Genomic DNA, 15,074 nt, shown 5'->3' with positions numbered 1-15,074 from the left:
TAGAGTCGTCGACCATATGTTTCCTGCACTAAGGCATAGAAATTTTAAATTATTTTGGTTTGGGCAAATGATATCTCTCATAGGAACATGGATGCAAAATATTGGGCAGGGTTGGTTAGTCCTTAAATTGACAAATTCCCCATTCTTGCTTGGCCTTGTAAGTGCCCTACAATTTTTGCCTATGCTTTTTTTGTCATTATTTGCAGGTGTAATCATAGATAGATTTCCAAAAAGGAAAATATTGATATTCACCCAGACATGCCTTATGTTAACTGCCTTTGTATTAGCAACGCTTACAGCGCTTAAAATGATAACATACTGGGAGATAGTTTTTTTAGCAACAATCATGGGTTTTATCAATACTATAGACAATCCTACTAGACAGTCATTTATAATCGATTTGGTTGGTAAAGAAGACCTAATGAATGCCATTTCCCTTAATTCATCCATATTTAATGGTGCAAGGATAGTAGGCCCTGGAATAGCCGGCATATTAATTGGTATTCTAGGGTATTCCATATGTTTTTATCTCAATGCGCTTAGTTTTATTGCGGTAATCGTTGGTTTAATATTGATTGATGTTAACGGTGGTACAAGCAGGGCTATCTTACAAAAGAAAGAGGTTTTGAATGATATAAAAGAGGGTTTAAAGTATATAAAAAATACACCTGTTATAATCGTTACAATACTTATGATCGCAGTTTTAAGCACATTTTCTATGAATTTTAATGTTTTAGTCCCAGTATTTGCTAAAAATATACTGCATGAAGAAGCGGCTGGATATGGCTTTTTGATGTCTGCGATGGGAGTTGGAGCTTTATGCGGGGCACTATTATTGGCTACTTTAAGCAGCAAAGGTGCAAAACCATTTTATCTTATTGCAGGTGGATTTGGATTGGGATTATTTCAGATTATAATTGGCTTTCAGAGTTATTACTGGTCGTCGATAGTGCTTCTTGCATTATCAGGTTTTTCAATGATAACTTTCTCTGCATCTGCTAATACAACAATACAGCTTAATTCAGAGAATAAATATAGAGGGAGAGTTATGAGTGTATATTCTTTAGTGTTTGGCGGGGTTACACCTATAGGTGCATTATACGCTGGCGGCCTCGCAGAAAAATTCGGAGCTCATATTGCATTCATTATAAGTGGTGTCATCGGTGCAGTTTATGTGTTGTATGTCATAGGATTTCAGTATAAATATAGTTTTGGAAAAGGTGTAAACATTCAAGATGAATAAAAATCCGGGAATGAATTTATTCCCCTTGACCTTCTTTATAGATAAGTCTTGCTGATGGGAACATTTCAATAGCTCTTGGCAATATTCCCTGTACATATGCAATTAAAAGGCCATAATTGACAATTGGTACATTTTTCCCCTTCGCATACGATATTCTGTACATCATTTCTCTTCTATTAAGCATACATCCACCGCAATGTACTATAAGCTTGTATTTTTCTAAATTATCCGGAAATGTCATACCGCTTGCATAGTCAAACTGGATATCGCCACCGACGATCTGCCTTATCCATCTTGGTATTTTTACTTTACCGATATCGTCAGATTGCCTATGGTGTGTACATCCTTCTGCAATCAAGACTTTATCACCTGGTTTTAATCTTTCTAAGGCTTTTAACCCCCTTGTCATTTCATCAAGGTCACCTTTATACCTTGCAAAAAGTATTGAAAATGAAGTAAGTGGTATGTCTTTCGGCGTATCTGCGCTTACTTTTAAGAAGGCTTGAGAATCTGTTATGAGTAAGGTTGGCTTCTTATTCAGGTTTTCAATTGTCTCTTTTAATTCATACTCTTTTGTCACAATGGCGATAGCATCATTTTCTATGACATCTCTTATTACCTGCTGTTGTGGTAATATAAGCCTCCCCTTTGGTGCAGCTTTATCTATTGGCACAACTAAAACTACAAAATCCCCCGGATTTATTAAATCTGATATGATTGATAATTCTCTTTCGTCATATGGGGCTTTTTTTATGATCTGCCTTTTTAGCTCATCAATTCCATAGCCGCTTTCCGTAGATGTTTCAACAAGCTCTAATTTAAGTTTTCTCTCCCAATCAGCTTTCTCATTTTCATCATAATTCGTCAAATCTCTTTTATTTATAACCCCTACAACTGGTATATTTTTTTCTCTTATTTTTTCTAATATTTCCTCTTCAAATTTCGAAGGGCCAATTGTACCATCTATCACCAAGAGTGCTAAATCCGTCCTATTCAGTACCTCGTATGTCTTCTTTATCCTTAATTCTCCTAGCTCTCCCGTATCATCGAGACCGGCTGTATCAATGATTACAACAGGTCCAATCGGAAGTATCTCCATGGCCTTCTGTACAGGATCTGTTGTAGTTCCCGCGATCTCGGATACGATTGCGATATTTTGATTCGTCAGCGCATTTATGATGCTAGATTTTCCCGCATTTCTCCTCCCAAATAGTGCTATATGAAGCCTCGATGAGGTCGGTGTTGTATTCATCTGTTTTCTCCTTTCAATTTTTTAAACCCCGGTATTCCCGGCTTTGTCATCTCATATTCATTAAATATTATATTAAGTTCTTCACTCGTTAAAAAGCCTGATTCTATCGCAGCTTCCCTAACAGTTTTACCCTCATTTTTTGCCTTTTTCGCTATAATAGATGCATTTTCGTAACCGATATAAGGGCTTAAAGCTGTTGCATATGAAAGACTGTTTTCTGCCATTTCTTTTAGATGATCACGATTAGCTTTTATTCCTTTGATACACTTATCTATAAATAGACTTATCGCATTATTTAATAAATCTATTTCAGTAAAAAGATTATACGCAATCAACGGTAGCGTAAAATTTAGCTCAAATTCTCCAGATTGAGCCCCAAGTGTTATAGCATTATCACAGGATATAACTTGAAAAGCAGCCTGTTTTACAGCCTCTGGCACGACAGGATTAACCTTACCAGGCATAATCGATGAGCCTGCCTGTATCTCAGGTATCGCTATTTCCATAAATCCACATCTCGGGCCAGATGACATTAGCCTTATATCATTTGATATTTTTATAAGATTTACTGCAGCGGCCTTTAAAAGGCCTGATACTTCAACAAAAACATCGTTATTCTGAGTGGGATCCATCATGTATTCCGCTCTCGCAAGGCCCAATCCTGTTATATCTCTTAATACCTCTATAACAGAGTAAATATACCTTAAATCAGCATTTAATCCAGTACCTACAGCAGTGCCACCGATATTTACTTGTCTTAACCTTTCCTCGACTTTATATATCCTCCATCTGTCTCTCGCAATTGCCTGTGCATACGCCCCGAATTCCTGACCTAACATTATAGGTACAGCATCCTGAAGCTCTGTCCTCCCAACTTTTATAACATCGCTAAATTCGTCTTCTTTTTCTTGCAATGCTGTTTGAAGTCTCGCAAAATTTTCACTTAACGGTTTCAAAAGTCTAATAGCCGCTATCCTTACAGCAGTTGGAAAGACATCATTTGTAGATTGGCTTAAATTAACATGTTCAAGTGGATTAACTACTTTATAATTACCTTTCTTACCGCCAAGAATCTCTATAGCTCTATTTGCTATAACCTCATTTGCATTCATATTTGATGATGTACCTGCACCGCCTTGAAGTGCATCGACAATAAATTGGTCATGGAATTTCCCCTCTATAATTTCATCACATGCATTTATTATAGCACCAGCAATCTTTTTATCAAGTTTTTTAATATTGGAATTTGCAATGGCAGCCGCTTTCTTTACCATAGCAAGTGATATAATAAGCTCTTTATGTATTGGACGGCCTGTTATATGAAAATTTTCATATGCTCTTAAACTATGAATACCGTAATATGCATCACAAGGTACATCCATATCTCCTAAAAGGTCATGTTCTACTCTATATTTCATCTTTTCCCTCCTAACATATGGTAAATCGATATTTGTATTTAATTTTTAGGTAAAGTAATGGTGAACGTCGTACCCTTTCCGACTTCACTTTCAACATTAATTTCTCCCTTATGTGCTTCAATAATTCCTTTTACTATAGAAAGTCCGAGACCTGTCCCACTATAACGGCTATTTTTAGAACGATAAAATTTCTCAAATATTTTTGAAAGCTCATCGCAAGGTATTCCGCTCCCTTCATCTATAACCTTTATCATAACTTTATCACTTATATTTAGCACAATGTTTATGTTGTTTCCACATTGGCTCGCTTTTGCAGAATTGTCAATAAGGTTAACAAGGACTTGCTTTATTCTATCTTTGTCACCATTTATAATATAATTTTCAGGTCCGGAATATTTTATATTGATACCAGCTCTATTTATTGCAGGTTTAAGCATAGATATAGTTTCTTTGATTAAGTTTACTATATCGAATTTTTGATATGACATCTTCAATCTATTTGACTGAATTCTTGAAAAATCTAAAAGTTCTTCTACAAGAGATGTCAGCCTATCCGCTTCACTGTTTATAATACTCAAATATTCAAAAAGACCATTATCTTTATCAATATCATCGAGTGCCGTTACAGCAAAGCCTTTAATAGACGTAAGTGGTGTCCTAAGTTCATGTGATATATTGCTTATAAATTCATTTTTTATGTTATCAAGTTGACTTAGCTCTTCCGCCATTTTATTAAAAGAATCCGCTAGCATACCTATTTCATCGTTAGTTATTTTCTTTGCCCTTACATTGAAATTTCCCTTTGCCATCTTGATTGTTGCATCCTTTACCATATTTAATGGTTTTGTTATCCTCGCAGCGAAAACAATTCCTATAAGGTATGAAAGTAATATTGATGCCAAAAGGACACCTACAATGATATATGATACTTTTCTTACTAAATCTGACACATTATTTAATGATGTAGATAGCCTTAAGACAGCGACGTAATTCAGGCTATTTTTAATAGGGACAGATACATTAAGTATTTTCTCACCATATTCTGAGTCAATATATGTACCAGTATTTCCCTTTATCGCCGCACTTACATCTGGCGTATTTATTTTTAATGGATATGGCTTTGCATTTACACTAGAATCACCCAATAATAAGCCTTCGATATTTAAAACCTGTACTTTTGCATTTATATCCTTAGAAAGCTTTTTAGCAACATCCTGACCTATGGTATATATATCTGCATCAATGTAACTGTCAAAAACATGTGAAAATGTCGCACCTTGTGATTCAAGAATATATGTCATGTTTGTTATGTAGTATTTTTCAAGGCTTATAAGTATAATAGCACCAAAAAAAGATATTATTATAGTTATAAGTAGAATATATGAAGCTATAATTTTGCTTTTAATGCTCACTTCTACTTCCCCCAATATAATAACCAATACCCCACTGTGTCTTTACATAGTTAGGGCTTTTTGTATTTATTTCTATCTTTTCCCGCAGCCTTTTTATATGAACATCAAGCGTTTTTGTATCGCCATCGTATTTATCGCCCCAGACAGAGTCAATCAGTTCTTCTCGTGTCACAACTCTATCTTTATTAAGCATTAGAACTTTTAATAGTTCAAATTCCCTTTTTGTTAGGTTTATGTCTTTGCCATTTATCGTAACGGTATTATTATCAAGGTCCATTTTAATATCACCATAGCTTAAGATTCCATTAGACTGGATAGATTTATTACCATTAAATTCATAAATCCTTCTAATTAATGCCTTGACTCTTGCTGTAAGTTCCCTTGGATTAAATGGCTTCGTTATATAGTCATCTGCACCAAGTTCAAGTCCTAATATTTTGTCTACATCCTGACTTTTAGCAGTAAGCATGATAACAGGTACATCTATATTTAAATTTCTTATCGTTCTTAAAACATCGTATCCATTCATTTTAGGAAGCATAATATCAAGAATCATAAGCGATGGTCTTCTTTCACTTACCATTTCAATTGCGGTTTCGCCGTCATAAGCAACTTCGATATCATAATATTTTTCAAGGTTAATTTTTATTAGTTTTGAAATATTAATTTCATCTTCAACAATAAGTATACTGTACATTTTACCACCCCTTACAAATATATTAACATATTATTAATAAAAAAGTTTATAATATATTGTTGAGAATTTTAATTAATACTTGATTTTCAATTTCAACTGTTGTATTATATTAATGTAAGGATAATGCTTATTAATTGATATGTATTATCTTATAAAACGAATATTATATTAAGGAGGAAAATGTTATGACAGATTTGTTTGGAGTTTATAAATGTAAAGAATGTGGAAATACTGTAGAAGTCTTAAATGCTGGTGGTGGCACATTGACATGTTGTGAAAAGGCAATGGAGAAACAAGCTGCTAATACGGTTGATGCAAGTAAGGAAAAGCATGTACCTGTAATATTGAAAAATAGTGACACTGTAACAGTAAAAGTTGGTAGTGTAGAACACCCAATGGAAGAAAAACACTACATAGAATGGATTTCAATTCTCGCAGATGGAATATACATGAGAAAGATGCTAAAACCTGGTGAGAAGCCAGAAGCTACATTTAAGACCGATGCTTCAAAGATTCAAGCATGGGCATATTGTAACTTGCATGGCTTATGGGCAGCAGAAGTTTAACAAATATCCATTAACCCCTCCCCTTTCATAATATAAAAACCTCAACAAATTATCCTGGATTTTATCCAGGATGATTTGTTTCTATAAATCGTAATTCCTTTGGTAAAATACATCAATGAGACTTTTATTCCGCATTTTAAAGAAAGCAAAACTTACTTATAAAATGCGTATATTTTTATATAAATTTTAAATATCCTTCTTTTATTATACACGGCCCGTAATCGTCATGTATATAAGTACGACATTTAAAGTAATTATCAATGATGATATAAACCAACCTATAATATTCGTTATGAATTTATTAACAAAATCACCCATATGCTCTCTTCTACCTGTTATTATAATCATCGGTATAATTGCAAATGGAAGTGCAAAGCTTAAAGATACCTGGCTTATTACAAGTGCCTTCATGGGATTAATACCCGAACATATGACTAGCATCGCAGGTATTATTGTAACAAGCCTCTTTATGTTTGGTGGAAATTTTATGTTTATAAAACCATCCATGACGGTTTCACCTGCCATAGCACCAACCGCTGATGAGGAAAATCCAGATGCCAATAGTGCAATAGCAAATGCTACACTTGATAGTGTACCTAGCAATGGTTCGAGTGACCGATGCGCTTCTTCGATAGTATTTACAATAAGGCCTTCTTTGAAAAATACCGCAGCTGAAACAATAACCATTGCCACATTTACTATGAAAGCTATATTCATGGCGATTAATATGTCAATCTTCTCCATTTTTAAATGGCGCTTTTTTTGATCTATATTAAGGTCATGATTTCTTTTCTGAACTAATTGTGAATGTAGATATATTACATGGGGCATGACAGTTGCACCGAGCATTCCTGCAGCAATAAGTAAAGCCTCTCCATTTGTCAATGTCGGTACAAATGTATGGATCCCTACTTGTATCCAATCCGGTTTTGCCAAAAATATCTCAATCGCATATGCTATACATATTACACCAATTAAAAATGTTATCACAACTTCTACGATACGCTGCCCACATTTCTGTAAATATGTTATAGCAAATGTTATTATACCTGTTATTGTTCCAGCAATAGAAAGCGGTATTTTAAATAAAAGATAAATCCCAAGAGCTCCCCCTAAGAATTCTGCCATTGTCGTTGCAATTGCGGCAAGCTCAGCAACACACCAAAAGAGTATGTTTGTTTTTTTAGAGAAAACTTCCCCACACATTTCTGATAAATTTTTTTCAGTCGCTATTCCTAATTTTGCTGATAAATACTGTAAGAAAATCGCCATCAAGTTGCTCCATAAAATTACCCATATAAGACTATAATTAAATGTTGAACCACCACTTATATTTGTCGCAAAATTACCTGGATCGATGTACGCTACACTTACAATAAATGCAGGACCTAAATACCTTAATAATGTTTTTAGTCTCATTAAGATATCGTAGTTATTTGTTTTTACATCTTTTAAATTAACACTTGTTAAGCCTATTTCATTTACACTCCTCATAAAATCACTTCCTTTAAATCTTTCATTTAAATAAAAGTTTTAATAGCATATAAAATTTTTAGCTTATGCTAAAATTCAACCATCTATCATAGAATATGTAAGAGGGAATTATTATGTTACGATTCGAGTTTAAAAGAAGGTGATAATTTGCATAAAGATTTTTTTACATTTAGTGAATATATGAAAAAAGAAGATAAATCATTAACAGCATCTATGGAAGATTATCTTGAAATGATTTATAGATTATCTAGAAAAACAGGATTCGTAAGATTGCACGAATTATCAGATGCATTAAATGTACAACCTCCATCCGCAACAAAAATGGTTCAAAAATTAGCTGAACTCAATTTAATAAATTATGAAAAATATGGTGTTATTACGCTAGGGGATTCAGGTAAAGTTCTCGGTGAGAGACTTATTAAAAGGCATAATATAATCTCAGATTTTTTACGTGCAATTGATGTTACTGAATCAGAAATCCTTGAAGAAACAGAGAAGATAGAGCATACTATAAGCGCTAATACTTTAGATCGCTTTAATGGTTTTATAGAATTTTTAAACTATAATCCGGATATTAAATTAAAATTAAAATCATATATGGAATCAAAGCAAAAATCCTCCAACAAAGAATAAAACCATGATTATTAAAATTTCATTAAATATCAATGTAATAATAAAAATAAATTTTATATTATGTTATAATATAACAGTCAAATAAATTTTATAGGAGGATTTATAATAGATGCAACTATTAAAAACAGGAATTGATATTATACTTCATCTTGATAAATACTTAGGTTCGATAATTCAAACATATGGTATAACAACATATCTGATATTATTTTTTATAATCTTTTTTGAAACAGGTCTTGTTGTAACACCATTTCTTCCTGGTGACTCCCTTATATTTGCTGCCGGTGCCTTTGCAGCAATCGGTTCTCTAAATGTATTTACTTTATTTATTTTATTATCTATTGCAGCCATCCTCGGTGATACAGTAAATTATCATATAGGCAAATTTATCGGTGCAAAGATATATGAAGCTGAGAATATAAAATTTATAAAAAAAGAGCATCTCATAGAAGCTCGAAACTTTTATGAAAAATATGGAAATATGACGATTGTCCTCGGAAGATTTATACCTATAATTAGGACATTTGTACCATTTGTTGCTGGTATCGGTGAGATGAACTATCTTCACTTCTTAACTTACAATGCAATAGGTGGTATAACATGGGTCGCCTTATTTACATTTGGTGGTTACTATTTTGGAAATCTTGAAGTTGTAAAAACCCACTTTGGATTTGTAACAATCGCAATCATATTGATATCCTTGATACCTGCCGTTATAACATTTATTAAGAAAAAATGATAAAGGGACAAGTTTGCAATTAAGCAAATACTTGTCCTTTTATTTTTATGTATCACCAGTCCTTAAGACATCTATTATCTTCTCACTTTTTTACTCCATTGTTTGTAGGTATTTCTATATATTGTATATCATAAAGGCACTAAAAGCAGGTTTTATTTTAGTTAAATTATTGACAAATAAATTTATATATTGTAATATTATAATATAATAATAAATAAATAAAGGAGATGGAATTATGAAGGTTTTGATTGTCGGAGGCGTTGCCGGAGGCGCTTCTGCAGCAGCAAGATTAAGAAGACTGGACGAAAATGCTGAAATTATACTCTTTGAAAAGGGCGAATATATTTCCTTCGCTAATTGCGGATTGCCATATTATATCGGAGAAGTAATAAAAGATCGTGAAAAATTAATCGTTGAGACACCTGAAGCCATGTCAAAAAGATTTAAAATCGATGTGAGAATTAATAGTGAGGTAACAAAAATACTGCCGAACGAAAAAGCTGTAATTGTATATGATAAATTACATGACAAAACATATAAAGAATCATATGATAAATTGATCTTATCACCTGGCGCAGAGCCTATAAAGCCACCTATGCCTGGAATAGATGGAGAAAATGTATTTACACTGAGAAATATTCCAGATACTTATATGATTAAAGACTATGTTGATAATAATAAACCTCAAAGGGCTGTAGTCGTTGGCGGCGGTTTTATAGGATTAGAGGTAGCAGAAAATCTGCACAAACGCGGATTAGATGTTACAGTTGTAGAACTTGCCGACCATGTTATAGCACCATTGGATTATGAAATGGCAGCTATTGTTCATCAACATTTAAGAGACAAGGGCGTAAATCTTATATTAAAAGATGGAGTAAAGGAACTCATTCATAAAGAAAAATATACACAAGTTCTATTGAATAGTGGTAAAATTATTGATACAGATATGGTCGTTTTAGGAATAGGTGTAAAACCTGATATAAAGCTTGCTTTGGATGCAGGTCTGACCATAGGTAATACACATGGTATAAAAGTAAATCAATACATGCAAACATCTGATCCAAATATTTATGCCGTAGGCGATGCCGTTGAGGTCAAAGACTATATAAATGGCAATGATGCCTTAATACCATTGGCAGGTCCAGCAAATAAGCAAGGACGAATAGCAGCGGATAATATAGCTGGAAGAAAATCAACTTATAATGGCACACAAGGCACATCTGTCGTTAAAATATTCGATCTGACAGTCGCAACGACAGGTAATAATGAAAGACTATTAAAAAAGTTCGGTATCAATTACGAAAAAACTATTATACATCCAAATTCCCATGCAAGCTATTATCCTGACGCATTACCTATGTCGATAAAGCTATTGTTTTCTAAAGATGATGGTAAAATCCTCGGCGCACAGATAGTCGGATTTGATGGTGTTGACAAGAGAATAGACGTAATTGCGACGGCAATACGTTCAGGAATGACTGTATATGATTTGGAAAAATTGGAGCTTTCATATGCACCACCATATTCATCTGCAAAAGACCCTGTAAATATGGCTGGTTTTGTAGCTTCAAATATTTTAAAAGGCGATGTCAATGTATTTCATTGGGATGATGTTAGCAAAATAGATAAAGCCAAGACTTTCTTGCTTGATGTTAGAACGAATATGGAATACAGTCTTGGAAATATAGATGGCTCAGTCAACATTCCCGTTGATGAATTGAGGGACAGATTAGATGAAATTCCAAAGGATAAGGAGATATTAGTTTATTGTCAAGTTGGTTTAAGAGGTTATTTAGCTTGTAGAATACTATCACAGCATGGCTTTAAATTTGTAAAAAACCTCAGCGGTGGCTATAAGACATATAAGGCCGCTACTACTAATTCCAGTGAATTAACTATAAAGTATGATGATCAGCAAACAGAATGCGGTATGAGCATAACTACTGATAAAAAAAAACTAAATGATATTGGTGAAATTAACAGTAGCAATATTACATTAGAAGTTGATGCATGCGGCCTGCAATGTCCTGGTCCAATAATGCAGACATTTAATGCAATCAAAAATCTAAAAAACGGAGAAATATTAGAAATCAAAGCTTCTGATCCGGGCTTCGAAAATGATATAAAAATTTGGTGCCAGAGAACTGGAAACGAGCTTATTAAACTTTATCATGAAGGTAAAACTATTGTTGCAAGAATAAAGAAGCATGATTCACACATAGAAGTAAAAGCCGAAACAAGCAATCATGATAAAGCAATTATTGTTTTTAGCGGCGATCTTGATAAAGCTATTGCAGCTTTTATCATAGCAAATGGTGCTGCAGCTATGGGTAGGAAAGTCACGCTATTCTTCACTTTCTGGGGTTTAAATATATTGAGAAAACCGCAGAAAGTATCCGTAACAAAGGATTTTATTAGCAAGATGTTCGGTATTATGATGCCAAGAGGATCTAGTAGATTAAAACTATCAAAGATGAATATGTTTGGCATAGGTCCTAAATTGATAAGGCACATTATGAACAAAAAACACGTAGCTTCATTAGAAGATCTAATACAACAGGCACTTAAAAACGGCGTAAGAATAGTCGCATGCAATATGTCATCAGACATAATGGGAATAACTAAAGAAGAACTTATAGATGGTGTTGAAATTGGTGGTGTAGCATCATTTATCGGTGCAGCCGAACAGTCTGATACAACACTGTTTATATAACATTCAAAGGAGTGATTTAACTGATAAATCATAAAATAGATATACAAAAGGATTTTAAAAAATATGAAGACATTTCAGAAAAGCTAAAGGTGATCGCCCATCCATATAGGTTATGTATTGTGAAAGGTCTTTTGGATGGTGGCTGTAACGTAACAACAATACAAGAGTGTTTAAATCTGCCACAGTCCACTGTTTCACAGCATCTTTCAAAACTAAAAGCGGCGGGCATAATAAAGGGTGAACGAAATGGACTTGAAATATGTTATAAAGTAGTTGATCAAGATATAATAAATGTTATAAATATATTGTTGAAAGAATAATATATCAGACAAAGGGACAGCGTACCTGTCCCATTTTTTAATATCATATTTTAGGTGCGCCAATGGTTTTTTTCTTTTTTAATGTATTTCTCAATTCTATTGCATTATATACGTCAATGTCAACGACATCCGAAAACTTTTTTAAATCTTCCAATGATAAATCTTCTATAGCACAGTTTTTATCTATTGCGTATAAGACTACCTTTCCTGATATCTCATGCGCTTTTCTAAAGGGAATCCCTTTTGATACAAGGTAGTCCGCAAAATCTGTTGCATTCATGTAACCGTATTTTGCAGCCTTTTCCATGTTATCCTCTTTAACATGTATAGTTTCCATCATCCCTGTAAATACTTTTATACACATCTTCAATGTATCTATACCGTCAAATAAAGCTTCTTTGTCCTCCTGCATATCTTTGTTGTATGCAAGTGGAAGTCCTTTCATCACTGTAAGTATAGTTATCAAATCTCCATATACTCTACCTGTCTTACCACGTATCAGTTCTGCTGCATCAGGATTCTTCTTCTGTGGCATCATGCTACTGCCTGTCGAATATCTATCGTCAAGTTCAATGAAATTGAATTCTCGACTTGACCACAGTATAATTTCTTCGCAAAAACGGCTTAAATGCATCATTACAATAGATGCAAAGCTTAAAAATTCTATGATAAAGTCCCTGTCGCTAACGCCATCCATGCTGTTTTGCGTTATATCATCAAAACCTAAAAGCTCAGCAATAAATTTTCTATCTATATCATATGTCGTTCCAGCAAGTGCACCAGATCCAAGCGGCATTACATTTACTCTTTTATACATATCATCAAGCCTTGATAGATCCCGATTAAACATTTCAACATACGCAAGCATATGATGTCCGAATGTAACAGGCTGGGCTCTCTGCAAATGTGTGTAACCAGGCATAATTGTTTTTTCATATTTTTGAGAAAGGCCTTTTAATATATCAATAAGTTTAAATAAATACTCCCTTATTTCTTTGATTTCATCTCTTAGATATAACCTTACATCTGTCGCAATTTGGTCATTGCGGCTTCTACCGGTATGGAGTTTTCGCCCAGCATCACCGATTTTCTCTGTCAAAAGTCTCTCAACATATGTGTGTACATCTTCATCATTTGGTATATCATTTATATCGGCCGTTTCAAGTATTTCATTCAAGCCTTTTATAATAAAATTTAATTCATTATTGCTTAATATGCCTGCTTTATTTAATCCCTTTGCATGTGCTATAGAACCTTCAATATCATTTTTCAAAAGCCTTATATCAAAAGAAATGGAGGAATTAAACTCCTCCATAAGCTTATCTTCGCTATCTTTGAACCTACCTCCCCACAACTTCATTAGCATCTTCCTTTCTATTCATCTCCATCAATGCTTTTATCTTAAGCGGCAAACCAAATAAGTTTATAAATCCTTCTGCATCCTTCTGGTTGTATACCTCGTCTTCACCAAATGTCACAAATTCCTCGTTGTATAGTGAATAAGGTGACTTTGAACCCGCATTTATTATACTGCCTTTATAAAGTTTCAGTCTGACAGTTCCAGTGACATTTTGCTGTGTCACATCGACAAATGCATCAAGGGATTCTCTAAGTGGCGAAAACCACAATCCATTGTACACAAGATCAGCATATTTCTGAGCTACTATATCTTTAAACCTCATGGTTTCCTTATCCAGCACAAGATACTCCAATTCTTTGTGGGCTGCATAAAGAACTGTACCTGCAGGTGTTTCGTAAACACCACGGGATTTCATACCTACAAGTCTATTTTCTACAATATCAGCTATCCCTATTCCATTTCTTCCGGCAATCAAATTAAGCTCTTCTATCATCTTTGCTGAGCTGCTGTAAGATTTTCCATTTACTTTTACAGGCAGTCCCTTCTCAAACTCTAAGACAACGTACTCCGGCTCATCTGGTGCTTTTTCTGGTGGTACTATAATGTCATATAGGCTGCTTTTAGGCTCATTCCACGGTTCCTCCAAATCACCGCCTTCGTGGCTTATGTGCCATATATTATTGTCAACGCTGTATATCTTTTCTTTTGTAACCGGTACAGGTATGCCTTTCTTTTTTGCATAGTCTATCTCTTGCTCTCTTGATTTGAATTCCCATATCCTCCACGGCGCTATTATCTCAATTGATGGGTCCAGCGCTCGTATGGACACTTCAAATCTCACTTGATCATTGCCTTTTCCTGTGGCGCCATGAGCAATAGCCTTCGCTCCTTCTTTATGTGCTATCTCTACAAGTTTTTTGGCAATAAGAGGCCTTGCAAATGATGTACCTAAAAGGTACTTGCCTTCATATACAGCACCTGCTTTTAATGTAGGGAAAATATAGTTTTCCACAAACTCATCCTTAACATCTTCAATATATATTTTGCTAGCACCACTTAATAGAGCTTTTTCTTTTACACTTTTAAGTTCGCTTCCCTGCCCCACATCTATACAAGCAGCTATTATCTCGCATTCATAATTTTCTTTAAGCCATGGTATTATAACTGATGTATCAAGACCACCTGAATATGCTAATACTACCTTTTCACCTTTTAACATTTTTATCT

13 protein-coding genes are annotated in these 15,074 nt (G+C 34.1%); 6 read left to right on the top strand and 7 right to left on the bottom strand.

The window, feature by feature from the left end:
- The first annotated feature begins 16 nt into the window (after positions 1–16).
- Complete coding sequence (locus CPG45_RS07975; RefSeq protein ID WP_172856630.1) at positions 17–1,243, top strand: MFS transporter; 1,227 nt, start codon at positions 17–19, stop codon at positions 1,241–1,243.
- A 16-nt stretch (positions 1,244–1,259) separates the two neighbouring features.
- On the opposite strand, the gene hydF is transcribed toward CPG45_RS07975, so the two are convergent.
- The 4 genes from hydF to CPG45_RS07955 are packed head-to-tail and all read right to left on the bottom strand — an operon-like array spanning position 1,260 to position 6,022.
- Positions 1,260–2,495: a [FeFe] hydrogenase H-cluster maturation GTPase HydF gene (gene hydF, locus CPG45_RS07970; RefSeq protein ID WP_096231406.1), complete on the bottom strand. Its 1,236-nt coding sequence runs from the start codon at positions 2,493–2,495 to the stop codon at positions 1,260–1,262.
- A complete protein-coding gene (locus CPG45_RS07965) occupies positions 2,492–3,913 on the bottom strand; it encodes an aspartate ammonia-lyase (protein WP_096231405.1) in 1,422 nt (473 codons plus the stop codon). The genes hydF and CPG45_RS07965 overlap by 4 nt, the downstream gene beginning before the upstream one ends.
- A gap of 38 nt (positions 3,914–3,951) precedes the next feature.
- Positions 3,952–5,325 (bottom strand): sensor histidine kinase, encoded by a 1,374-nt coding sequence (locus CPG45_RS07960; protein WP_096231404.1) that lies wholly within the window; start codon positions 5,323–5,325, stop codon positions 3,952–3,954.
- Positions 5,315–6,022 carry a response regulator transcription factor gene (locus CPG45_RS07955; RefSeq protein ID WP_096231403.1) on the bottom strand — a complete coding sequence of 236 codons (708 nt, stop codon included), beginning with the start codon at positions 6,020–6,022 and terminating at the stop codon, positions 5,315–5,317. Before CPG45_RS07955 ends, CPG45_RS07960 begins: the two co-directional genes overlap by 11 nt.
- Positions 6,023–6,207: 185 nt before the next feature.
- Between CPG45_RS07955 and CPG45_RS07950 the strand changes: the two genes are divergently transcribed.
- Positions 6,208–6,588 carry a desulfoferrodoxin gene (locus CPG45_RS07950; RefSeq protein ID WP_096231402.1) on the top strand — a complete coding sequence of 127 codons (381 nt, stop codon included), beginning with the start codon at positions 6,208–6,210 and terminating at the stop codon, positions 6,586–6,588.
- A gap of 204 nt (positions 6,589–6,792) precedes the next feature.
- Here CPG45_RS07950 and CPG45_RS07945 read toward each other — a convergent pair whose 3' ends face one another.
- A complete protein-coding gene (locus tag CPG45_RS07945; RefSeq protein WP_231969093.1) occupies positions 6,793–8,007 on the bottom strand; it encodes an Nramp family divalent metal transporter in 1,215 nt (404 codons plus the stop codon).
- A gap of 222 nt (positions 8,008–8,229) precedes the next feature.
- Between CPG45_RS07945 and mntR the strand changes: the two genes are divergently transcribed.
- From mntR to CPG45_RS07925, 4 genes are all read left to right on the top strand, one after another.
- Positions 8,230–8,715, top strand: coding sequence for a transcriptional regulator MntR (gene mntR, locus CPG45_RS07940; protein ID WP_231969055.1), 486 nt, complete (start codon positions 8,230–8,232; stop codon positions 8,713–8,715).
- A gap of 109 nt (positions 8,716–8,824) precedes the next feature.
- Positions 8,825–9,454 (top strand): VTT domain-containing protein, encoded by a 630-nt coding sequence (locus CPG45_RS07935; protein ID WP_096231400.1) that lies wholly within the window; start codon positions 8,825–8,827, stop codon positions 9,452–9,454.
- Positions 9,455–9,689: 235 nt separating this feature from the next.
- Positions 9,690–12,167, top strand: a complete 2,478-nt coding sequence (locus CPG45_RS07930; protein WP_096231399.1) for a CoA-disulfide reductase — start codon at positions 9,690–9,692, stop codon at positions 12,165–12,167.
- A gap of 35 nt (positions 12,168–12,202) precedes the next feature.
- On the top strand, positions 12,203–12,487 hold the full coding sequence (locus CPG45_RS07925; RefSeq protein WP_502695816.1) for an ArsR/SmtB family transcription factor: 285 nt from the start codon (positions 12,203–12,205) through the stop codon (positions 12,485–12,487).
- A 43-nt stretch (positions 12,488–12,530) separates the two neighbouring features.
- On the opposite strand, the gene argH is transcribed toward CPG45_RS07925, so the two are convergent.
- Together argH and CPG45_RS07915 are read right to left on the bottom strand one after the other, a co-directional pair.
- Entirely contained in the window at positions 12,531–13,847 is a 1,317-nt protein-coding gene (gene argH / locus CPG45_RS07920; RefSeq protein ID WP_096231397.1) for an argininosuccinate lyase, read from the bottom strand.
- Positions 13,828–15,066, bottom strand: coding sequence for an argininosuccinate synthase (locus CPG45_RS07915; RefSeq protein WP_096231396.1), 1,239 nt, complete (start codon positions 15,064–15,066; stop codon positions 13,828–13,830). The genes argH and CPG45_RS07915 overlap by 20 nt, the downstream gene beginning before the upstream one ends.
- Between the last annotated feature and the right edge of the window lie 8 nt (positions 15,067–15,074).

This window comes from Thermoanaerobacterium sp. RBIITD (genome assembly GCF_900205865.1).
Lineage (GTDB): Bacteria > Bacillota > Thermoanaerobacteria > Thermoanaerobacterales > Thermoanaerobacteraceae > Thermoanaerobacterium.
The sequence above is the reverse complement of the archived record's forward strand: the minus strand, read 5'-3'. Positions and strand labels throughout refer to the sequence as shown.